The organism is Prochlorococcus marinus str. MIT 9313, from assembly GCF_000011485.1.
GTDB lineage: Bacteria > Cyanobacteriota > Cyanobacteriia > PCC-6307 > Cyanobiaceae > Prochlorococcus > Prochlorococcus marinus_D.
In genome coordinates, this window is the sequence record NC_005071.1 from 1043656 (window position 1) to 1065801 (window position 22146).

Annotated in this window: 24 protein-coding genes; 9 read left to right on the forward strand and 15 right to left on the reverse strand. The window is 48.7% G+C overall.

What is annotated here, in order from left to right; genetic code table 11:
* Positions 1-214 precede the first annotated feature (214 nt).
* Together AKG35_RS13765 and AKG35_RS05130 are read left to right on the forward strand one after the other, a co-directional pair.
* Positions 215-451, forward strand: coding sequence for a Nif11-like leader peptide family RiPP precursor (locus AKG35_RS13765; protein WP_041384412.1), 237 nt, complete (start codon positions 215-217; stop codon positions 449-451).
* Positions 452-478: 27 nt separating this feature from the next.
* Positions 479-811: a DUF3303 domain-containing protein gene (locus AKG35_RS05130; protein ID WP_011130337.1), complete on the forward strand. Its 333-nt coding sequence runs from the start codon at positions 479-481 to the stop codon at positions 809-811.
* Between the two features lie 148 nt (positions 812-959).
* On the opposite strand, the gene AKG35_RS13630 is transcribed toward AKG35_RS05130, so the two are convergent.
* From AKG35_RS13630 to AKG35_RS05145, 4 genes are all read right to left on the reverse strand, one after another.
* Complete coding sequence (locus AKG35_RS13630; protein ID WP_268869578.1) at positions 960-1091, reverse strand: hypothetical protein; 132 nt, start codon at positions 1089-1091, stop codon at positions 960-962.
* Positions 1092-1443: 352 nt separating this feature from the next.
* Positions 1444-2154, reverse strand: coding sequence for a hypothetical protein (locus AKG35_RS05135; protein WP_011130338.1), 711 nt, complete (start codon positions 2152-2154; stop codon positions 1444-1446).
* Positions 2154-2969, reverse strand: a complete 816-nt coding sequence (locus AKG35_RS05140) for a metallophosphoesterase family protein (RefSeq protein ID WP_011130339.1) — start codon at positions 2967-2969, stop codon at positions 2154-2156. The genes AKG35_RS05135 and AKG35_RS05140 overlap by 1 nt, the downstream gene beginning before the upstream one ends.
* A 5-nt stretch (positions 2970-2974) precedes the next feature.
* Entirely contained in the window at positions 2975-3760 is a 786-nt protein-coding gene (locus AKG35_RS05145; protein ID WP_041385051.1) for a GTP-binding protein, read from the reverse strand.
* Between the two features lie 589 nt (positions 3761-4349).
* Between AKG35_RS05145 and AKG35_RS13405 the strand changes: the two genes are divergently transcribed.
* The 3 genes from AKG35_RS13405 (at position 4350) to AKG35_RS05170 (ending at position 6431) form a co-directional block, all read left to right on the forward strand.
* A complete protein-coding gene (locus AKG35_RS13405) occupies positions 4350-4535 on the forward strand; it encodes a hypothetical protein (protein ID WP_197524601.1) in 186 nt (61 codons plus the stop codon).
* Between the two features lie 816 nt (positions 4536-5351).
* Complete coding sequence (locus AKG35_RS05165) at positions 5352-5747, forward strand: hypothetical protein (protein ID WP_011130344.1); 396 nt, start codon at positions 5352-5354, stop codon at positions 5745-5747.
* Between the two features lie 462 nt (positions 5748-6209).
* Complete coding sequence (locus tag AKG35_RS05170; RefSeq protein WP_011130345.1) at positions 6210-6431, forward strand: hypothetical protein; 222 nt, start codon at positions 6210-6212, stop codon at positions 6429-6431.
* 1165 nt (positions 6432-7596) lie between these two features.
* On the opposite strand, the gene AKG35_RS05180 is transcribed toward AKG35_RS05170, so the two are convergent.
* Together AKG35_RS05180 and AKG35_RS05185 are read right to left on the reverse strand one after the other, a co-directional pair.
* Positions 7597-7956, reverse strand: coding sequence for a DUF2237 family protein (locus AKG35_RS05180; protein ID WP_041384417.1), 360 nt, complete (start codon positions 7954-7956; stop codon positions 7597-7599).
* A gap of 126 nt (positions 7957-8082) precedes the next feature.
* The gene (locus AKG35_RS05185) at positions 8083-8739 is read right to left on the reverse strand and encodes a hypothetical protein (RefSeq protein WP_011130348.1); all 657 of its coding nucleotides are present in this window, start codon (positions 8737-8739) and stop codon (positions 8083-8085) included.
* Positions 8740-9669: 930 nt separating this feature from the next.
* Here AKG35_RS05185 and AKG35_RS13770 point away from each other — a divergent pair.
* Positions 9670-9999: a hypothetical protein gene (locus tag AKG35_RS13770; RefSeq protein ID WP_011130349.1), complete on the forward strand. Its 330-nt coding sequence runs from the start codon at positions 9670-9672 to the stop codon at positions 9997-9999.
* On the opposite strand, the gene AKG35_RS05195 is transcribed toward AKG35_RS13770, so the two are convergent.
* The 5 genes from AKG35_RS05195 to AKG35_RS05215 all read right to left on the reverse strand — a co-directional run bounded on the left by AKG35_RS05195 (position 9989) and on the right by AKG35_RS05215 (position 18182).
* Positions 9989-12136 carry an ATP-binding cassette domain-containing protein gene (locus tag AKG35_RS05195; RefSeq protein ID WP_011130350.1) on the reverse strand — a complete coding sequence of 716 codons (2148 nt, stop codon included), beginning with the start codon at positions 12134-12136 and terminating at the stop codon, positions 9989-9991. The two genes, AKG35_RS13770 and AKG35_RS05195, sit on opposite strands and share 11 nt — an antisense overlap.
* Positions 12133-14349, reverse strand: a complete 2217-nt coding sequence (locus AKG35_RS05200; protein ID WP_011130351.1) for an ATP-binding cassette domain-containing protein — start codon at positions 14347-14349, stop codon at positions 12133-12135. Before AKG35_RS05200 ends, AKG35_RS05195 begins: the two co-directional genes overlap by 4 nt.
* Positions 14346-15749, reverse strand: a complete 1404-nt coding sequence (locus AKG35_RS05205) for a hypothetical protein (protein ID WP_052646178.1) — start codon at positions 15747-15749, stop codon at positions 14346-14348. Before AKG35_RS05205 ends, AKG35_RS05200 begins: the two co-directional genes overlap by 4 nt.
* Positions 15746-17302, reverse strand: coding sequence for a TolC family protein (locus AKG35_RS05210; protein WP_162009613.1), 1557 nt, complete (start codon positions 17300-17302; stop codon positions 15746-15748). The genes AKG35_RS05205 and AKG35_RS05210 overlap by 4 nt, the downstream gene beginning before the upstream one ends.
* 403 nt (positions 17303-17705) lie before the next feature.
* On the reverse strand, positions 17706-18182 hold the full coding sequence (locus AKG35_RS05215) for a hypothetical protein (protein WP_011130354.1): 477 nt from the start codon (positions 18180-18182) through the stop codon (positions 17706-17708).
* 186 nt (positions 18183-18368) lie between these two features.
* Between AKG35_RS05215 and AKG35_RS12865 the strand changes: the two genes are divergently transcribed.
* Both AKG35_RS12865 and AKG35_RS05220 read left to right on the forward strand, forming a co-directional pair.
* Positions 18369-18557 (forward strand): hypothetical protein, encoded by a 189-nt coding sequence (locus AKG35_RS12865; protein ID WP_157859831.1) that lies wholly within the window; start codon positions 18369-18371, stop codon positions 18555-18557.
* Positions 18535-19236 (forward strand): hypothetical protein, encoded by a 702-nt coding sequence (locus tag AKG35_RS05220; protein WP_157859832.1) that lies wholly within the window; start codon positions 18535-18537, stop codon positions 19234-19236. The genes AKG35_RS12865 and AKG35_RS05220 overlap by 23 nt, the downstream gene beginning before the upstream one ends.
* A gap of 182 nt (positions 19237-19418) precedes the next feature.
* On the opposite strand, the gene AKG35_RS05225 is transcribed toward AKG35_RS05220, so the two are convergent.
* A complete protein-coding gene (locus AKG35_RS05225) occupies positions 19419-19673 on the reverse strand; it encodes a guanylate-binding protein (protein WP_011130332.1) in 255 nt (84 codons plus the stop codon).
* Between the two features lie 255 nt (positions 19674-19928).
* On the opposite strand from AKG35_RS05225, the gene AKG35_RS12870 reads away from it, so the two are divergent.
* Complete coding sequence (locus tag AKG35_RS12870; protein WP_157859833.1) at positions 19929-20084, forward strand: hypothetical protein; 156 nt, start codon at positions 19929-19931, stop codon at positions 20082-20084.
* Between the two features lie 359 nt (positions 20085-20443).
* On the opposite strand, the gene AKG35_RS05230 is transcribed toward AKG35_RS12870, so the two are convergent.
* The 3 genes from AKG35_RS05230 to AKG35_RS12875 form a co-directional block, all read right to left on the reverse strand.
* On the reverse strand, positions 20444-20626 hold the full coding sequence (locus AKG35_RS05230) for a hypothetical protein (RefSeq protein WP_157859834.1): 183 nt from the start codon (positions 20624-20626) through the stop codon (positions 20444-20446).
* A gap of 296 nt (positions 20627-20922) precedes the next feature.
* Positions 20923-21414, reverse strand: coding sequence for a hypothetical protein (locus AKG35_RS05235; protein WP_155727991.1), 492 nt, complete (start codon positions 21412-21414; stop codon positions 20923-20925).
* Between the two features lie 324 nt (positions 21415-21738).
* The gene (locus AKG35_RS12875; protein ID WP_155724852.1) at positions 21739-21882 is read right to left on the reverse strand and encodes a hypothetical protein; all 144 of its coding nucleotides are present in this window, start codon (positions 21880-21882) and stop codon (positions 21739-21741) included.
* Between the last annotated feature and the right edge of the window lie 264 nt (positions 21883-22146).

The following is a 22146-nucleotide window of genomic DNA, read 5'->3' on the forward strand; positions in this document are numbered from 1 at the left end:
AACTCACTGTTGGCATTGAGCCATGTCACTGCGTTTTTAAAGAGGTTGAGTGAATCTATGGATAGCGGTGAAGGATAAAAACAAAAAGTCGCCACCGCTCTAGGGAGAGAAAGTAAATAAGAAAAGCCCCGCACGATGGCGGGGCTTTTTGATGTTCAGTCGTTGATGTCCCTCAGTCTCGTTAACTTATAAACAACAATCAATTTCTAAACCAATGTCAGAAGAACAACTGATGGCATTCATCGCAAAGGTTCAAGAAGACACTTCACTTCAGGAAGAGTTAAAGGCAGAAGGGGCTGATGTTGTAGCTATTCCCAAAGCTGCTGGGTTTGCGACTACAAAAGAAGACTTAAAAGCGCATCTGCCAGTCCTGCATCTGCCAGTCCTGTCTGGTAGAGAGCTGAGTCTTAATACCCTGACGAACTGTAAAAACATCTTTTTACTCATGTAGAAAGTAAAGTCATTCGACTCACAGACAATGCAGCTCTTTCTATGTGATGCCCAGTTCGAAGATGTTGAGCTTCAGAAAGCCGCCTATGCCCAGTTTATTGAACTATGGGAAAGTGGAGCCATGGCAAAGGAAGATAAATTTGAAGGTTTTGAACTCCTTTTCCGTGTTCATGCTCCAGGCGAAGGGCGTGTCGTCATCCTGTGCAGGGCAGAGAGCGACAAGCAGCTGTTCACACATTTCGCTCCCTGGCGTGCTCAATTCGGAATTGTGATGGAATTTACCCCTGTTATGAGCTGTCAAGATGTAGTTGATGCGCACAAAGATCTGTTTGCCAAGCTTCCACCTCGCAGTGCTGTTTAATAGCATCAAACAAACAAGTCATGACCCCGCAAAATGCGGGGTTCATTTAATAGCTGTTCTGTTTAAGAGAAGAAAATTTGCTATCGCATTCAGCATCTAGAAATGACTGGAAGACTGGAATGAGATTGGTACCCTAAGCAGTCTTCCTTCAGATCGGCGAACTCCAAGCGGCCCTACCAGCAGCTGAGCCAGACAAAGAGTTAGCGGCCACAAAAGAGTGACCGCTAACGGCAGCTGGAGTGGGACCCATCTGCCGATATTTGCTGGGATACAACAGCATGTTCTACGGGGCCTGCGGGCCCCTTTCTCTTGTCTGAGCTAGTAGTTACTTGCAAGTGACAGTAAGGGGTTATTGGATAGGAGTGAAGATTGGGGGCGTCGTTAAAAAGCTAATGCCTACCTGCCCTCCTCCGCTCATAGCTCCAGGTTTTTCTATTGTGGCTTTAGCAGACAAGGAATGCTTAGGGAAAGGAGCCAATGATTGCTTCAAAGGGGAACTGCTTGAGCGTTGAGAAGCTTTCGCTTTTCTAAGCATTGGATCGTAAGAGAGTGTTAAACCCCATTGCCATCAAGGGTTTAGGCGCTCCTGTCTTTCACTGAACTTTTAACTTGTCCTGTTGGGCAGGGTTAGTTCAAGCAAAACCGCGATGCTTGGATGGCGTTTGACTTTCGGCAGTGAGGAAGTCGATTTGATCGCTGCCTGGGTCGTACAGGGTGTAATGAGGGCCAGCGCCGATGCCGATCACGCTCCGTTTGGGAACCGTCTGTTGATGTTGCTGTTGACCCTCCAAATCCTTGACTTGTGAGTCGATACCTCCACCTGTTAACTCAAGACGAAATTGCTTAGTGCTGCGTGCAGTGAACAGTCTGTTCACATCGAGTCGTGTGAGGCGATCAAGGAGCACTAACGGTGAGCTCTCAGGCGTCAGGTTGTCGCCAACGTCCGCCGAGCTGCCATGGATGAGACCACAATCCAGTTCAATGAAGCCGAATTGAAGAGAGGCCAGCCAGTTCAAGTGAGCAGAATCAACAGCATTGACAAGTGCATGCACAGCATCTTCTCCTTGGTTGAGCCGTAGTGCTTCGGCATTTCGATCACCACGAAACCCGCGCTCTGCAAGCAATTGTTCTTCCCACCACCCATAGATGCATTGGGGTTTTAATTCATTGCGATGAGGGTTTTGCAGACGGTTCAACAGTGCGTTGCAGTTGAGATCAGGACCAATCAGATCTCCCAAGACAAAGAGGGTCTCTACCCCACGGGTTTTCTTTAAGTCTCGCTGGATGAGGTTATAAACCTCCAAATCTCCGCGGAGACCGCTTACGAGTGCCCAGCGATCCATCAGCGTTCACACACGTGGCTGGCGTCTTCTGCTTGTTCGGCATATTCGAAGCCATGGCTCAAGCGCCAGGCGAACACTGGAGGTAGCCCCGCTTCAACAATGGCTTGACAGGTTCGCCCAACGTCATAGCTCACCTCTTTGATCTCAACCTCATCAGTGGCATCGTTGTGAATCACATAGGTAGCGCTGGTACTCCCGTGACGTGGCTCGCCCACAGAGCCAGCATTGACGATTCGACGCATTGGCAAATTGAGCTCGTGTTCCCCTGCGCTGTGGCTGCCGGCGTTTTGCAGGCGCACATGAATTGATCCATTCCGCAGTTCACGCACATAAGGCTGATGAGTGTGTCCACAGAAAAGGGTCTCGGCTCCTGCCGTTTCCACCCTTTCGAGTGCTGCAAAGGCATCCATATTTGGCAGCAGATATTCGTGTTGGCTATTGGGGCTGCCGTGCACAAACAGGAGCCGATCTCGACGTAACGATGTCGGCAGACTGGCCAGAAAGGCCTTGTTCTCATCAGTCATCCGCTCGGCTGTCCACTGATGGGCCAGGTGTCCGCGCCGTTCAGCCAGCTGAGATGGGTAACTGCACTCGCATGCATTCAGTCCATCGATGATGTCCTCGTCCCAGCAGCCCTGACAAGTGGGTATGGCACGTTCTCGCACCAGCTCCACAACTTCGTTGGGTTGGGGGCCGTAGCCCACTAAATCGCCAAGGCAGGTGATCGTCTCGATCCCTTGTTGATCAATGTCATCCAGCACCGCCTCGAATGCAGCGAGGTTGGCGTGCAGACACGAAATCACAGCATGAGCCATAACAATCAGCGTGAGTGAGTGAGTTCTGGTTGCCGATCCCGCAGAGGTGCCTGATGCATCTCCAATACGGCATCGTTGAGCAGGCAGTCGTCGATCGTCGACTGAGCGCCGACTGCATCGAGCGCTTTGCCTTGAACCACCAATTCAGACACTCGAGTGGGGCGGCCATTTGGTGGTGCAACTGCTTGCAGGGGCAGGAACTGTGAACCGTCCTGAGTCATCATCCAGTTGCAGAAAAATGCACGACCATCAGGCAGATTCATTAATGCCTTGGCTCGGTAAACATCGCCATAGGCACCGTTCACAAGTTCGAACCAGAAGCTGTTGAGGCTGCTGGGGTCCCAGACATATTTGTGAAGGCTGATGGTCCAGGATTCGAGCTTGCTGAATTCCAAGGTGTCTCGCTTCGGCAATTCAGGCTCTTGGCCGAAGTGGAGATGGCGATCAGGGAGCAGCTGAAATGCTTCGAGCTGAGCTTTGACGCGAGGATCGATCCCGATCAGACCACTCTCCTTGGGAGGGCGGAACTGGGGAACTTCGATCAATGCCAGCAAGTCGTCCGGTTGGGATGCAAGGTCTAGATGCGGATCAGTGAGGTCTCTCAGTTGAGGAATCTGATCTTGGAGAAAGGCAAGATCTATTCCTGTGTCGGGGGCCTGTTCAAGGCCTTCATCGGCGCAACCCTCAAGTCGCAGGTATCCGCAAGAGCCTGGGTGGCTCTGCATCGTGTTGAGGATCCAGGTTGTTTTGCCGCAGCCGGGAGGCCCCGAAATCAGCCAAGTTTTGCTCATGGTTGTAACAACAAGGCTGTTGGCTGATTGAGTGGAATTCGCATGGTCATCATTTGGGGTTGGTCCAACCCGCCGCCCTGAAAGGCCCCTGAGTCTCCAGCCGTGGCCTCGGCCGATAGGCGGAGAACCAAGACCAGGAATGGGAATGGGAATCATTCTCATCATGACTGGTTTGATTCCCTCCTGTCCACCCCCATCAAGAGATTGATTCGTTTGCTCAATAGGGGTGAGGGCAAAATCCAGTAGAAGAGGTCCATGTGCTTGCCTAATCGCTGTATGGACCTTCGCCATTGGTCTCTACTGGCAGTGGCTGCATGACTGATTGGCGTTTTGTCTCTTCTTTTCGTGCAGATCGATTTAGGGATGGAAGAAGCCATCCCACAAAACCCAGAGGAACAGCCCATTCCTGACCCGCCAGAGACGTATGACGAAGGCAAGATCTTGATGGGCGACTGACAATGATGCGTGAGATGAGGTGCGACGCGCCGTATTTGTTGCCTGACCCCAAGGGCTAGTGGTTTCTGCAATTCATGGATTGCGCTGGCCCTAGCGATCTCGATCGCGATATCGAGTTGTCCAAGGCCGCTCGATGAAGGCTGAGCCTGCCTTACTGAAAACCAAGACGATCAATCCCCACGTGGATGACCCGCGTGAGCGATGGAAGCAGCGCAAGAAAGATCGGTGGCAGGAGTTCTACCCCTCCTCAGGGTTAAGGCGTCTTAGTCCTCCGTTCGTGAAGCGCTATCAGCGAAGGTTTTTTCCAATCGCTCTTTGATTGCGTCGTTTGGTGCGATCTTGCGCCGCGAGCTGCCCTTCTGTTGAGAACTGAAGTTAAAGAGCCCTCCTGCTTTTCTCACTTCGCTGGCCCGATCAGGACCTTTCCTGATCGTCAGTCTGAACAACCACCAAAAACCAAGGCCAAATAAGACAAGCAAAGAGAGAAGAAGTGCTAAAGCAGCGTTCGTCTCCATAGCAGGTCAAGTGGGTATTGAAACTTAGACCACCTGTTGTACACCGGCAGCCTTGCACACATCTGATCTGCGTAAATCGAAAGACCGGTGGAGTGTGCACCACCGAGGTGTTCGAGGGCCTTTAAGGGCTTTTAGAGAAGGTTTCCTCTAACTGTTTTCTGATTTTGTAGCTCTGGATGCTGTCTTTTGGTTTGACCTCTTGTTGAGACCTGAAGTCAAAAAGACCTGTTCTCCCCCATCCGTTGGCCCCACCACGGCCATTTCTCATCGTCATTCCTACCCACCAAAACTGAAGGCCAAGGAAGACAAGCAAACAGATCCCAAGAGCGATATAGCCAGCATTCATCTCAACTCAGAGCGTGTTGCATAAGAGAAGCCTTGCACACATCTGATGGGCTTACATGACTAGATAGAGCAAGAACAATAAAAGTTGCTCCCAACCTGAGAAGAATTGGATCGGGCCTCTTATTGCTGAAGATCAGATCAACGGCGAAACCAGCGATCCAAGCGAGTAGCGGTTCTATGTCATCAACAAGATCACAGGAGAGAAGCGTTTGCTTTGAAACCTTGCGCAAGCAAAGAAGCTCTGGGGTTCCCTCAAAGATGCGATGGATTGATCGATGGATTTTGATTCGCAAAAACCGTACACGAGCCGTTCAGGTGGTGATGTCTATCGCCGACCGGCCCTGGTTCTTACGACCTTTTTGGTTCGGTCGGAAATTCTGATGGCGTCATGCTGTAGGGGTCTTGAACTGAACGACATGTATTCACGATTCGATGAAGTCTTCAATGGTCCCTTTGGCTACACCATTCCTCGTGATCGCGTTGTTGTGATCCCTGATTCTGCGTACAAGGCTGCTCAGGAGCGTCAAAACGCACAGCGCGTTGCTCGTCTTGAAGCACGCAGAGCAGAGTATCTTTCAGTTGTTGATCAGCTCGAGAAGCAGATTGCCGAATTGCAGCCTTCTCAGCAAGAACCAGTGCCAGACAAAGGGTTGGCGGCAGCTAAAACCTGACCGCTAGCACCTATGGGTGTGGGAGAGAAAAGACCTCCTGGTTCCTCGGGGGTCTTTTGTTCCTAAGGCAATCTTTAACTGCAGCGTGATGGTGCACACCTCCACAAGATCAACACCATGGCTTTAAGAGGTGAGTTGCTGAGCAACAAGGGAAAAGTCAGCTTGGATCAATTCAAAATGAATCAGCAGATTTTTCTGACCAAATGGCTCAGTAAACGAGGTGAAATGATTCAGTCTTCAGCTTGTTCTCTTCTCCTAAGCCGATTTTATCGATGATCTTAAGGAGCTTGCTCTGATGGTTGGTGATCATCCAGTTGTTGATTGCTGCTTGCGTGCTTGCGTCTATTCACCAGTTTGGGGCACTTATAGGCCGGCTAATCCATCTCTCTCTTACTGTTTCTTCTTGACTTCTTTTTTCTTGGATCGGAGTTGTATTTTTAACGGACCGGAACGATCCATTGAATGCCAAACCAACAGCGGCTGCGAGCCCGCTTGCTGGAGTTCCTGAAGTTCCGAGTTCTGGCTGCTCAGGAGGAGTTTTTCACACCCTGGCAGAGCAAGGCTGGAATCGATTGCATCAAGCTACGTGCTTGGCTCTCTGATGTTTGGCCAGAAGCCCTTGCTCTCGATGACGACCAGTTGAAGCAGGTGCTTGATCAGGCGCGCTGGCTTTATGTGAACTGAGGCCCCAAGAGAAACAAGGCTCCCTTCAGGCTATTGGGAGAACCAAAGAAATATATTCGCCAATGCGGCTCAAGCTCTGATGCTCTTCTTGCTGATCGGAGCTCTGGCTGCTCCTTCTAGAGCTGAGAAACCTATACGCCAACCTTGACTATCAGAAAAATACTTCGACCTATGCCCACAGTGGTGCGTCGGAGAAAGATGGGGCGACTCAAGCCAAGAGTGGAGTCAATATCTGCAGAATGAGGAGAGTAAGGAATGGGAAGAGGCGACGAGAACCGACTGCATCAAGGTTTGGGCTCCTTCTATCGATGGCACTGGCTGGAAGCAGGGCGACGTTGATTGAGCAGATCGAGGTCTATCTCCTCTGCCATAAAAAAAGCCCTCTGGTAGGTACAGAGGGCAGCTCATGCGTTCGTTCGAACTTTGGCTAAGTCACAAGGCGTTTGCACGCACCAAGGCAACAAGCTTAGGTATCAAATGCCCACTGGCATAGCAACAGGGGGGAGTAGGCGTTCTCTTTGATCCAAGATCCATATTCCCTGTTTGTTTTATCCCACCTAAGAAGCGCCAGGCTGATCCCACATCATTAGCAGCCAGCGGTCAGCAATCTGCTCCGCGAGCTGGTCAACAACTGCGAGCTGGTCGAGTTCACGAGCTTTGATTCACTTCTTCTCTCGTTTGGCAGGCGTTCGCCTGTTCTTGCCAAAGCCGCTCATATCGAGCCTATGCCAGTTGTATGCAAGGCTTCATGTATGGAGATGAACGCTGGCTACATAGGGCTTGGGCTCTGTTTTCTTGTTTTCGCTGGCTAGGTATGACGATGGGACTATTCAGTAAAAGAAGGGACTTACAAGTCGAATTCAAGCCTCCAAAGGAAGTCGGCACAAACTTCAAGCCGCAAAGGGATCTTAGTCCAATCAGTCGGGACGACGAATTTAAAAGGCGCTTGGAGCAGACCCTTGCTGAAAGCCCTTCACAAAGGGAGGATTGATAACAACTATTGCCACTATTCCTTAAAGTAATGAGAAGTATCTAGCTCTTCAATATATATAAATATGATTGATGCCAAAGTATTGTTTGAAGAGTATTAAATAATGATTCTTTGTCACGTCCGAGATATCGATCATGCTTCTCAGCGCTCTCAATTCTCAAAGATTGATGCAGCTCAAGTATGACTGTATTGCTTGAGTATCTGAAGATCTATAGCTGCCAAAACCTCAATATTCGTTGCCTCTAATCGAATATTTGGTGCCATGCCATCATCATAGGCTTGTTTCCAACGAGATGCACATACACACCAATGATCTCCTGGTTTCAAGCCTGAGAAGCCATACTGAGGAATTGGCGTTGATAGATCGTTCCCTTGAGCTTTGCTATAGGTCAGAAATTGCTCGCTGATCACGCAGCAAACCGTATGCTGACCAAGGTCATGCCCATCAGTTCTACATTTTCCGTCTCGATACCAACCCGTTTTCGGATCACAACTACAAATCTCGAGAGGTTCGCCTAAAACATTTCGATCCATTTGCAAATGACTAATTAGCTAAATCCTATAGGTTTAAAGCCACAAGGCAATAGCAACTGAGCCTTAGCATCTGCTTTAGATAAATATAGGTAGTGTTCTGCCTGCCTCAGGCAAGAAGAATTCTATTTACCGCTGATGAATCCAACTATCAACCACGCTAAAACTTGGTCGTTCTGGATCACTTAAATCTAGTCGGTATTTTTTAACCTCGTAGCCCCATCCATTCCCAGGATGATATTCATATTCAATAATCGATGAATCTGCTTGTCTTTCGATGTTATGGAGAAACAAGCTCCTGCCTGGGGTTTCGATGGGTAAGTTGTCTCTGAAGTTATTCTTCGAAAGGCAAAGCCTCCTGCTTCCGTCACCATATCTTATTGCGAAAATATGGTACTTATTTCCATGAGCGTTGAATCTACTTGCGTAATCAATTTGCCAATTACTGGGATCAAAAGAATCACTTGCCAGCTCACAATCGGCTCCAAATGCTCTTTTAGCTTTAGAGATTAGTGAAGAGGATTGGCATGATTTTTTAATATCATTCCTAACATTTACTTGACGAGTGCCTGAAAGCTTCTCCAGTCTTTCAATTGTAATCCATTCTTTGTCGTTGACTCCACGACCAATTATTTTGCTTTTCCAGAGCCCTTCTCTGCAATTATAGCTATAAGTTGTGCCTTCAATGACTTTATCCTTTGCCTCCGCAGAGATTGTTGATGTGCAGAGTAATATGCCAGCCAATGCAGATTTGAAGATGAAATCTGAGATTGGCTTGCGTCGCATAAAGACGGTTAAAGATGATTCGTATATTTTATCATAATCAGAAGACTCCGCTCTTGAATATTATATCTTAGCCGTTCCAGACTTGGAAGCTGATAACAATTAATGGATTTAGCTTGTATCCCCACTAGAAAAGATGCCAGTAGGTTTGGAACCAGTGATTAATTTAGGCTACTGGTAAAGCAAGCAGTACACCGAGCCGATCCATAGAGTTGACTACAAGCTAAATAGTAATATGACCAGAACTACACTGCCTTTTATTACAGTTGTATTTAAAAGCTGCTAGATAACTGTTCGAATACCTATTCAATAACTGGTAACACTTGCTTGTAGGAATTCGCTTACTACCTCAATTGGCAGGGGCTAAACAAAGCTAGCCTGGTGCATTGATAACAAATCAAGTTTGAACTTTGCCTGCTCTTGCAAACCCTAACTTCCGCCTTTAATCACGGCGGCCCGAGGCTTATACCATTGCCTCCAAGTCCTATGTCTTTTCTGATTCTCACTGTAACTTGAAGCCATTTGACATGAATCTGATTGAGACGTCAATCCCTATTCCAAGGAAGTCATTGTTGATCTGGTGAGATCAATTGCTGCAGTTGATTTGGCTTGATAGCTGCAACTAAAGATGAATCCAACAATCATTCACTTTAAATCGCTTAATCCCAGTACAACGTTCCGTTCGTCTCTCCTTATCACTGACGGGTGCTGCTGCTCTTGCATTGGCATCTGCACCCTTTTCCTTGCTTCCTGCTGTTGCAGAAGAGAGTGCTCCTACATGGCAGCAGCAACGTGAAAAATTGCTGAAGAAGATTTCAGGCCCTCAAGCAACGCAATGAGCAGCTCGAGGCCCAGATCAGCAGCTCTTCTCTAGACAATGATGATACCTTTGATCTGCTGGAGATCAACCTCAAGGATGCTGCTCAGTTCAACATGGGCTTTCAAGGTGCCCTGCAAAGAGTCGGCAGACTGAACCAAGCAGGAATTGATGCCTTTCTGCCCATTGCCGTTGGTGAGAACAGCGTCTTTTTTATCGATGCCTTAGTAAACGCCAATTTCTCTTTCTACGACAACTACTCAAGCATAATTAATACTGTACCGATGAAGCTGCGTTGCTTCGGCAAAAAAGAAGGAACTCTGATGCTACCTGGCTTCTACAAAGGCGTAAGCGGGATGGGATTAGAGCTGCTCGAGGATGATCAATCACGAGCTGTCGTATCTCAACTGATCAGCGCTGGACCCTGGGCTGTGCTCAATGACTAGCCAACATGCTGGCCAGATAGCCATGGCTTTTAAGCTCATCCCACTTGCCTGACATGACTTCTTTAGGTTGATTTCTCTCCAATATTACGATCTGGTCAGCCTGCTGGATCGTGCTCAAACGGTGGGCAATGCTGATTCTGGTCATGCCCAGCTCCTTGATCGTTTGTGTGATCCGCTCCTGGGAGCGATTGTCTAACGCACTGGTCGCTTCATCCATGATCAGAACCTTCGGTTGGGTGATCAGGGCACGAGCAATCGCAATCCGTTGCACTTGCCCCCCAGAGAGATTGCCACCGGAATCACTTAACAACGTTTCCAATTGCATTGGCATCGCGCGCACTTCATCAGCTAAAGCAGCTTGTTCAAGCGCTTGCCAAACTTCATCTTCGCTGCGCCCCACTCCGCCGCAGATGACTTCATAAATGGATCCGGTATTGAGTCTTGCTGTCTGCATTACCACCCCGAGCTGACGGCGGTAGGCCCGGATTGCTAATTGAGTCAGCGGGATTCCATCTACCAACAGTTCTCCGGTCTGAGGGCTAATGAAGCCAAGAAGCATGCGGACCAATGTTGTTTTTCCGCAGCCACTTGCACCAGTAATTGCCGTGTGTTGACCAGCTGGAATCGTGAGAGTGAGGCTATTGAATAATTGCTCACTACTTTCTGGAAACTCGTAGGAAATACCCCTTAGCCGAAATTCGCCCCTCAAGCTGTGATAGATCGCCTCAGGTTGATATCCCTTTTCAACATCTGCATACAGCACTGGTTCAGCCCGCCGCCAAAGCACTGCTGCACGCCCAGCAACGTTAGCTAGAAGATTAATCGCACCGGTTAGTGCACCGTTGAAGCCAGAAAATGCGGCATTAAAAGAAATAAATGCCACCAGTGTTTGATTCAAATTAATTTCGCTGGGGCTATTCAAAACCTGATAGGCGACCACGGCAAACATGAAAAGACTGGCCAAGGGGGTGACTAAGGTTCCGTATTGCTCCATCGCATCGCTATAGACGTTGCTGCGTAATTGCAAGGATGCATAGCGATTGATCTCTCTTAGCCAGCGAACCAATAGGTAAGGCTCACTGCCAGCGCTGCGGATTTGGGGCATGCCCATAACGGCTTGCAGGGAAAAATTTGTGATCTCTGCACCACTTTCTAGTAATGGCCTTTGCAATTGGATGGAGCGCCACGTGATCCAAAGCAGGCAGATTGCGGCAACCAGAGTAAAGGCGCTGGCCCATAGCGCCAGCTGGTTGTCGTAGACGAACATCAGCACAAAAAAGCTGATGGCAAAGAGACTGGAAAGCAGGGTGGATAGAACACCATTGCCAATCAGTTGCCGCAACTGACTGATTGCACTCACTCTAGAGGCGAGGTCGCCTGTGGTGTATTTGCTGATGAAGCTCATAGGCAAGCGCATCAGCCGATCCCAAACTGCAGATTGCAGTCGCAAATCAGCAATGCTCTCCAAGCGCAACAGCATCAGGCTCTGAAGAAACTCAGTGGCCATTGAGCCAATCACGATCAGAACGACAACCGTCAAACCCTGAAAAAGCAAGTTCTGATCGTTTTGAGGAAGAATTCTGCTCACCAGCACATTGGTGAGCATCGGAATCGAAAGAGTAAACAACATCACCACCGCAGAGGTGATCACCAGGGCTGTTAGAGCTCCGAGTTCGGTAGCAAAAGCGAAGCGCAACACAGCCAGCGGACCTAAAACGGTTTCCGGTAAAGAGGGGTAAACCTCATAAGCGGTTGCAGCGAGTTTCAGGTTCGAATCACACAGCCGATGACTCTCATCCTGCGGGTCAAAAAGCCAGTTTTGACCTCTATGCCTATAAAGAGCGAAGGGAGTGTTGTGTTCAGCATCAAAGACAACCAGCAATGGATATTCCGCTTGATTCGGGTCAAGTGGTGCCTCAATCTTGCGGTGATGAATATCATTGAAATTCAAAAGCTCTTTGATTGAGGCGCCAGAAAGTGGCTGCAATCGTTTTTGACGTCTTCCTAGCTTCGCCATACAAAAGCCAAGTAGACGAAGCTCGATTTCCCCTTCATTCTCAGGGGTATAGCTGAACAGCAGTTCCTCCTCAAGTGCTCTTGCTTGCAGCAAGGCCTCACGGCCTGGATTTGTCGTCATGCGCTCAACTCACTCTGCTGCTGTTCTGATTGCACCAAGGCCTGAAAAGCGCTTTGCCGTGCCAAAAGATCCTTGGGAGAACCGATTTCAATGACTTGGCCGTCTTGCATCACTATGACCTGATCACTGCGTAGAGCGGCATCAAGGCGATGTGCCACACTCACCGTCGTCATACGGCGTGCTTTCAGAGCATCGAGCACACGAGTTTGGGTGGCGTTATCAAGGGCGCTGGTCGCTTCATCCAGCAACAGAATCTTCGGCTTTCGCAACAGTGCCCGACAAAGTTCTAGTCGTTGCCTTTCTCCCCCACTGAGATCGCTTCCGTTGTCACGAAGTGCACGCTGAAACGCTTTTGGATGTGCTCTGATTGTATCCAACACCTGGGCATCGTTAGCTGCAGTCTCGAGATCTTCCAGCCCATAGGCAGGGTTCCAAAGGGTGATGTTGTCATGCACGGAGGCGTTAAAAACAAACACCTGCTGGGGCACATAGGCCAAGCTGTTACGCATCACTCGATCACCATGCTCCTGCCAGGGTTTTCCATCAAATAACAGAGTGCCACTACTGGGCATATAAAGGCCAGCCAGCAAACGAATGAGGGTGGTTTTGCCACAACCACTACCGCCCACAATCGCCAACTGAGAACCCGCTGGGATCGTTAGATCAAGTTGATCAATGAAGGGAGGGGAAGTGACATCAAAGCTGTAGCTAATTTGTTGTAACTCGATCATCCCCTCGAGGCGTTTAGCCACGTTCGAAGTTTCGTCTTCAACCCCTAAGGCGGTGGTTTCACTCATTGCGAAACTACGCACTAACGGGTCATCTTCACTTTTATCAAGATCTTCAAGACGTGCAAGATCGCCAATTAGCCTCTGAAGACTGGCATTCAGTTGTGGAAGGGAAGAGATCGGTGCAGTGAGCTGACCCTGCAAAAATTGAAAAGCCACTAAGGTGCCAAGTGACATCTTGCCGGCGATAATTAGCAACCCTCCGACAGCGATAATCAAAGCATTGAGCAGAAAGGTGCTCCCGCTAGCAGTGACTGTGGCAATAGCTATCTGTGAACCAAGCAGCTGGTTCTGAATCACCACGTTGCCGAAGCTGCCCTGCCATTGGCTCAGGAAGTCAAATTCCAGGCCAGAGGCCTTGATTGTTTCGATGTTGTTAATCCCTTGCAGTCCCTTACCCTGAGCCTTGCCCTGTTCCAAGGCGAGTTTACGGTTGGCGTCGTAACGCTGCTCAGTCAACCACCAATTAAGAAGAAGATTGCCGCCAATCACGACCAGCACCAAAAGCGCTAGCCAGGTAGAGATAAATAAAGCCACGATCAACATCAGGGCACTTGTCCAGAGGCTCAAAAGAAAACGCAGTAAGCTGTTCATCAAGACCTGCGTAGTTCCCATCCCCAGCAACATGCGACTAGCAATTTCACCCTGAAAACGGGTCTGATAGAACCCGAAGGTCACTTGAAAAAGCTTGCGGAATAAATCGGCAGTAAGTCTTTTCGAGAACAGCAGCTCCATTCTTCGTAGGATCAAGTAGTAAATACTGAGCACAGCCAACCAGCCAAGAACGGAGAGCATTAGCAACCAAAGAATTGGAATGCCGAAATAGAGTCGCTCATTTTGTAGAAAGTTGTCGATGAAGCCAGAAGTGAAGCCAGCAACCAAAATGCCGAACACCCCTTGGGCACTAGCTACGCAAAGCAACTGCAGCAAAGATCCTCTGTATGGAAGCAGTTTGGCTGGCAGACTCCACAGTGGCGATCGCTCACTGCCGCCAGTGCGGAACTCTGGCCCGGGTTCGAACTCGAGCACGATGCCAGTGAATTTATCAAGGAATTCCTCCATCTCCACTCGCGTCCGACCCTGAGCAGGATCACTTAGGAAGACGTGGCGATCGTTAAACCCTTCAACCACTAGAAAGTGATTGAAGCCCCAAAAGACGATGCATGGGAAGTGGCCTTCACTTCTGAGTGTTTCTCCTGAGCAGCGATAGGCTTTTGCTGTGAGGCCGTATTCACGAGCAGCCTTAAGTACCTGCTTAGCATTAGAACCATCGCGGTTGACGCCGCAGGCCAAACGCAGCTCGCTGAGTTCAACAATACGGCCAAAGTAAGCGAGGATCGTGGCAAGCGAAGCGGCGCCACATTCAGTTGCTTCGTATTGCAGCCGTGCTTGGGCCTTGACGCGCTTCCGCTGCAGTTTCTTCATTCGTTTATTTGTTGCCTGTTGTTGTTAGGTAGCAGGTGTGGTCTGTCTGGCGGACTCATGCCAAAGAAATAACGGAAACTAGGAAGCACCATTTCGATAGGAGCAACGTATCGGGTGGTGATCTGCACAGAAAGGCGATCACCGGGGGTCGGAGGGAATGGCAGATCGCCTCTTGAACTCCAGCGGTAACCACCGCTGTTCAAGGGGGAGGTCTCTCCACTGCGCTCAAGCGCCAAGACTGCAAGGGTTGGAGATGGCTCGCGATTTGTGATCACTTGGGCCAGCGATTTCAGTCCTACACGGGCATGGACATCTTCTAGCCCGCTTGGCACTTGGGCCATCGACACTACGCGCCCACGGATGCCCCCAACTTCCGATCGTTTATAACCCTCTGGAGTAGCTAGAGCGTCCATGCCTGGGAACACCTGGGCCATTTCCCTGGAGCCGAGAAACACCGGCACTAATATGGGACTATTGAGTGAATCATCACTCAATTGCAGTACAACTTGACCCTGGATGACACTTTCACCGTTGTTTGGGATGACTTGTGTCAAATAAACATCATCCGAGGCAAAGATCATCTGCTGGTTAATAAGATTTGAAAGTGTGTTACCCAATTTCTGATAAGACTGATCAAGTTGATTACTAAGGTTAATCAACTCATTTTTGTTGCTATAAATCTGAGAGCGAAGATTGTCAACCTGAGCTTGTTCCTGCAGAATCGCTGCACGTGTCACATATCCCTTGCTTTCAAGTTTTTGCATCTGGGCAAGATAAGAGGAGCGTCTAGCAAGTTCTTCACGAAGGATTGATTGCTTGGAATTGATATTATTCTGTTGAGCCAGGGTATCGCGGAGTGTTCTCTTGAGTTGATCAAGCTCACTATGGAGTTGCTCATGCTGAGCAGATGATTGAATCCAAAGCATTAGTTGACCTGCAGGGACTTTCTGTCCATAAAAGGTTTGTTTAAGTTTTTCTGTGAAATTTTCAGCAGATGAATTTTTAGCCATTGATATTTTTTCTGAATGTTTTTTATCGATGGCATTAAGGATATTGGTCGCCAGCTCAGTCATTTGCCGATTATTAAATTGACCAGGCCGATTTTTGAAACGTTTGGCCGATAGATGCCATTGCTGTTTTGGTTGATTAAACATCCAAATAGCATTGCCGTTGGTACCGCTGATGCTGCTATTAATTGTACTCACTGGCAGTAGCACGCCTGTGCCTTCTACGCTCAAAGGAATACGTGCCAAGGTGGCCCACAGAGCTCCGCCGATGGCAATCAGCAGACCCATTCCCAAAGTAACCTTTAAAGGTGGTGTCAATAATGTAATTGGTGGGTTGCGATCACCAACTTGATAGCGCTTTAGCAAAGCGCGTTTGTTAAAGGGATTAGTCAAGGTATTAGAGAGGAGTTTTTAGGATTGCTCGATGGATTACGCATCATTCTTAAACGCATCTGTACATCCTTCTCGGTACTACCAGGCCATGTGGCTGAGTAGCGATAGATTTCAGCAACAGCATTATTGTAACTAAGTATCGCTTGCGAGGATTGTTGTGCAGCTATAGAAAGCTGTTGAATGGTCTGTACAACGCTGGTGATATCACCTACCCCAGCAGCCCAGCGCACTCGAGCGACCTCTTGCGCGAGCTTTGCACTTTCATAAGCCCTTTGGGCACTTGCAATGGCTACGCGTGATGTTTGCATTTCAGCAAAGCTGCTTCGTACTTGACGAACAACAGTTAGTTCCGTTTGGGCTGCTTGGGCTTTTTGTTGACGGCTCTGCGCATAAAAAGATTCAGCATTTGCTGCATTAATGCCGCCATCGAACAAAGACCATGAGAAGCCGATCCCGACAGTAGCTGTCCATGTCCGAGTCCAATGGTAAGCGCTCCCAGGATCATCATCGACAGGGACGGATGAGTAACCATTGCTGGAGTTCAGTGATCCAGTTCCCATAAGTTGAAAAACTGGCAGGTAGCTGCGTATAGAGGCGATACCTCTCCATTGAGCTGATTCAGCGGCAGCAAGGCTGGCAAGAATCTCTTCACGTTGCTTGAGTGCGTTTTTGAGGGTTTCTTGAAGGGTTTCACTCCAACTCCCTGCACGAGCGGCTGGATCACTAGGGATGGCGAGTTTTCCTGGTGGTAGTGCTAGGTATTCTGCTAATAAAGCAGTTTGCTTGATGTATTCCTGGGTATAGCTAACTAGTTGGCTGAGTTGAGTAAAAAGCTGAGACTTAGTTTGCTCAACATCAAGCACAGTCGCCATCCCGATATTTTTTTGAGCTTCTAGCATCTTGAGTTGTTGTTTATTAATCGCATAAATCTGTTTAAAGCTATTAATGAGCTGTTGGCTACTTTGAATGCCGTAGTAGCTCTGCTGAAGGTTGAGGATGAGATTACGGGTGCTTACATTAAAAAGTAATTTTTGTTGCTTGAGTGATTCAGATGCTGCGTTGATATCAGGCTGTCGCGTTGGATCAATGAAGTTCCAGCTCACTATCGCTCCAGGCTGGAGTAGAAATGATTGGCTCTTGTTTACTGAATAGAGTGAGTTAGAGCTTAGAGTGGTTGATGAAGCTCTGTTTCCACGCATACCATATTGATTGTTAATGTAAGTTCCCCAGCTGTAACCAATGAATGGAGATCCATTGGATAATTGTAATTGAGGATACCAGCGTCTTTGTGCAGCAATCAAAGACCATTCGTATTGCTGAATCGCACCAAATGTTTGAAGCAGTTCTGGATTGTTAGTAATCCCAATAACGATAGCTTCATTGAGTGTAATCGGCATAGAATTTCGCTTGACACGATTCTGCAAGCGATCCAATTCATCAACAAGATATGTTGAATCAATATTGGAAGTATTGCTAGTCAATAATTCGTTTGATTTTTCTGTCTGCGCAAGGCTTTGTGGCACTGCCAAAAAGCTGGCCAGCTGCAAAACCACTGTTGAAGTGTGGAGGGAACGCCGAATTGACATCTATAGGTTGCCACCCAGGTAATTGTCAGGATTTCAAGCGCATTATGGAGCTTTTTGACAACTCTGCAAGTTTTTCTAACGCCTAGTTGTGTTAGTCAATCATATTGAAGGCGGTCCATCTAGGGGAGTAACCACTGCATTGGCAATAGATACGCAATAAAAAAAGAGAACCTCTGGTGATGCTAGAACAATGAAGCAAAATGTGAGTGTCGTGTCGGAAACGTATTTAGATATAGATTCCATCAAGATATTCAATCTTGCAAAGCATATGAATTCGTTGGCCGAGCGAGCATTTATAGCGAGGTAGGGTTATAAATGTCCACTTCAAGAATTATGTTGTCGCGACGATACTGGCTTTAAGTTCTTATAGTTAAGAATTGGGTCTGGCTACGGTTTTCACGGTGGTGACCTCTACGCTTTCAGTCTTTAGTGGAGTCCATCTGCACCGCCCATATACGGTTTCCATATCACGACCCATATTGTTGTAGCTCTTGCGTGAAGTCATCAGCGTGTTGAGGTCAATAAACAGGTCATTTCCAACCCTGGGCGATATGGCCCTCCAGATACGGTTACGATCGCCGATGTCACCTTTCCATTCGCCCACGCGCGTTTCAATGACCAGTGATTTGTTGTCGATGCGGCCAGTGGTTTTGATAGAAAAGCGATGATCTGGTTTCTGCCAATAAGTGTCTCGTTCACGTGAATAGGTGTAGAGCTGACCCGTGTTGCGATCAAACACATAGGCTTCACGAGAAAGCGTATTGCTGCATTCCAGATGCTGGAGAACTGGCGCAGAGTTACAGCCGCTCAGCAGCATTGTGGCGACGATTGAAGTGAGTAGTTTCATGTAGGTCTCAGTATCGAATAAAGATAAAGGGCTTTGCAGGGTAAAGAAATACTCAACCGCATTGATGATGTACGAGAGGGCGTCATCGAGCTTGGTCTGTTTGGCGACCTTGGGGAACTGGACGCACCAGAAATTGATAGCAGGTTGTTTTTTCCCGGTGTCTAGCTGAAGGGTCAGGTCATCATCATGAGTGGTCTAAGCGGCACGGGCAAAACCCAGCTTGTTTGTTCTATGGCGTCCGCTGCAAGGCGTGGAGGTGTCTTCCTCGGCTTGGCTTACGAAAAAGCCCTGGGTCTGTGTTTTGCAGCTGAAGGTGCAGTGAATGGTTTTGAGCATTGGTCACTCTGCAGTGGTGGCAACTTTTCGCCAACCTGAATCCGGGCTTGCAACTTCCAATCAATGGCAGAACCGTCGAGATCACGAACGAGTAGCGCTTGCAGGCGACGTGGTTCTGTCTTATCTCCTGTCCTGCCTCACCACAACGGCTCATTTCTTTGAGGTGCACTTTGAGGGACTGGTGCAACAGGGCCTGTGCTTTCACCGTTGCGATCCCTTTGCTCTGCTTGTGGTTCTACTGGTGCTTTCTCTTTTGGTGTTGAAGGAGTCTCTGCTGCGTCATCAGGTTTCTCAGCATCCTTCTTCTCGCGGTCTTTTTGATCTTTACTTTTTTTCTTCTGCTAGACAAAGACCCAGGGGTTCGCAAAGCGCTGGCACCGTAAATAAAGCAATCGCCGCGGACAAGCCTGTTAGCACTACCAAAACGATGATCAATCCCACCACTATTTGGCAGCAACAGCAAGGCATGAAGAAGGGCACCCGCGTCGGATGCCCTCAAGTCCAGGACAGGTTTTCAGGGTTTCTACGTCCTCGGACTCCTGATCTAGGTCTAAGCAAGCAACAACAAGGCGTCAGTAGGAAGAATTACTCCTTTCGATCAAGCGTCTCTAAACGCCCCCGCACTACCCTTTCGCACCTCTCAGGGGCTGGATCGCACAAGCATTTTTTGCTGCTAAGAACACAAAAAAGAACAGCCCGAATCTGGATGGGGGATTGAGGTAGGCATTGCCTTTTTACCGGCAATCTCAATAGCCGGTTCTGTCCGTTGAACCCCTTGCGGTCACTTGTCAGCAACTGGCCAACTCAAACAAGAGAAAGGGGCCCGCAGGCCCCCTAGAACGTGCTGTTGTATCCCAGCAAATATCGGCAGATGGGTCCCACTCCAGCTGCCGTTAGCGATCACTCTTTTGTGGCCGCTAACTCTTTGTCTGGCTCAGCTGCTGGTAGTGCAGCTTGCAGTTCACTGATCTGCTCGTTAAGGCGCTCAATCACCTGAGAGTGATGCTCTTTGCGAGCTTCAAGTTTGGCAACTTGGCGCTCATTTTCTTGCGCACGCAGCTTGTTGTACTGCGAATCAGGGATCACAACAACGCGATCACGAGGAATGCTGTAGCCGAATGGAACGTCAAAGACGGAATCGAATAGTGAATACATGATTGTTCTCTTCAAGACCCCTACAGTTTGACTCCACCAGAATGTTCAACCGAACCAAAAAGGTCGTGAGAACCAGGGCCGGTTGGCGATAGACATCACGTTTTAAACGTCTCTGGTACGGCTTTCGCGACTAAAAATCCATCGATCAACAGGTCGCATCGTCAAGGGAATACAAAAGTTTCATGGCTTGAGCAAGCTTCAAGCCTGGAGGCGTCTCTCCTATGAACTCCTCGAGCACCTAGAACTGTTCCGCGCTTGGCTCCGATAGCTCGCCGTTGTCTTGAAATTCATCAAATAAGGGTTCTCGAGCTATTTCTTCTCACGCTGCGCACGCTTACGCCTGTTCTTGCCATCACTGGCCATGTGAGACCATCAGCTGAGCGAGATTTCCCGCGCCTCGATGCTCAGTAAGTCCATAACTGGGATGTTCGGTCGTCGAAACAAAAAAGATGCTCCCAAGGAGGAACCCACAGAAACAGATCTCGAAAGGGGCTACAGGCTCGCTGCCGCTAAGCAAAAGGAGATTTTGAAAGAACTTCTCGCACAAAAACCAAGGGCCTAACTTTCCACCACTGGTCTAGGGGCAGAGGGGTTGAAACGACTCTCACCACTGGGCTGACGTTGCCCTACAACCATCTTTTTGCAGTCTTTTCCATCGCTCCCTTAGATCAGCCACATCGGGATGCATCGATCTGGTTTTCAGTAAGGCGAGCTCTTCCTTCCTCTGGCGAACTTTGATCACTTCGATGGGGCGGTCGAGATCGCTCTTGTCAGTCGCCCATCAAGATCTTGCCTTCGCCGTACGTCTCTGGCGGGTCAGGGATTTGCTGTTCCTCTGGGTTTTGTGGGATGGCTTCTTCCATGCCCAAATCGATCTCAAGGAAAAGAAGAGACAAAACACCAATCAGTAATGCAGCCACTGCCAGTAGAGACCAGTGGCGACGGTCCATCATTGAATCAATAACAATCAGTACCAATGCTCTACTAGATCTCAGCGCCTTGTTGAATGAAAGCTTTGGAGTTAGCAGCTTTTTTTATCCAGATCAAACGGATAGTCATTCATTCAAGTCTTAGAAGGATAAAAAAAGGGTTTCTCCAAGGCAACAACAACTCCGTTGGCATTGGACGATTCGCCTCATCAAAATCCAAAAACACTGGTATCAAGATGCAGTGACTATTCCATTTCAACTGGATAAAAATAAGCTGGTTAGCGATATGGACTGACTGAATTCACCAGCAGGTCAACTCTTCAGAGGCCATCGAATCGAACATTTAGGTTCACCCTTTCAGGCCCTAGGGCAGTAGCTTGCGTCACCAAAACTGCTGTCTTTTGGCTTGCTGTTCCATCAACTGACACGCCAATGGGTGGTGCCCAGGTCGCGGAAAACCCCCAGGGTCCAATCGTGGTTCGGATTGGTTGCTCGCTATAACCTGCCTTTGTCAGAGCACTTTTGACAATTGGAAAGAGTGTTTCAGCTGTGCCATTGAGCTGACCATTGAGCCCAGTTTGACCAATCGCATTTGCCATAAATAGAGGAGCCAACTTCCCTCTCACCTCCTTGGGAAGCGTGTTCAGAAGTACCGATGGCTTTTCCGCCCATGCAGCTGGCGAAAGAGTGGTGAACAAAAACACAGCCGCGACCAGGAATCTGCGCATCAGTTGGGGGTATTTCTGTCTCAGTTGTAGCCAAAACAATCGATTTGCCCATGGCAGCAACAAGGCTGAGGATGAACTGCTCATCGATGACCAAGGCAAAGCACCCAGCCACCATGACGATCTGACCACTGCATGAAAAACCGTCGCGATGACTAGGAAGCAGGGCCGCTTGAATTCAGCGCTAAGAACCCGGACCAGAAAAAAGAGACAATGCGCCGGTCTTAGGCATGCCCCATGCCAGTGCAAGCATGCTGATCAGCAACAACTTGAATTGAGCCCCCTGCGACCATCGCCACTGATTGGCTCATGCTTGCCACATCAAAGAGATCACCTAGATGTTGATTTGATGCGCAAGCAGGCAAGACAATAAAAAAGGCCCATTAGGGCCAGGGACAAACCTTGTGGTTCTCACAGAGCTCGATGAGGTTTGGCGACTGCAAGACCGCGCAGTCCGAAAAAAGCAAGGACGGAGCTGATGCCGGTGAGAAGTACAAGGGTCGAGACCAAAGTGGGGGTCAGTTCATAGCAACTACCCCAAAAGCTGATACCCATGTCAGTTACAGCAAGACTTTTAGTTCATAGCAACAACTCAGCCAATCGCCAATAGGGCCAGGTTGATCGTTGCTGATCAGGTCAATGGCAGTGAATGGCGCCAACGATCAATTAAGCAAAAAGACTTGCTTTTACAGGCGGTGTAATAACGACAGAACCACCTCAGCACACCTCAAGCGTGTGGTTCATAGCAGCTGCGAGATTGTCAATCAAAGAACAAACAAAATCCAACATTTGCGAAGCATCCATCCTGACTGAAGCCGC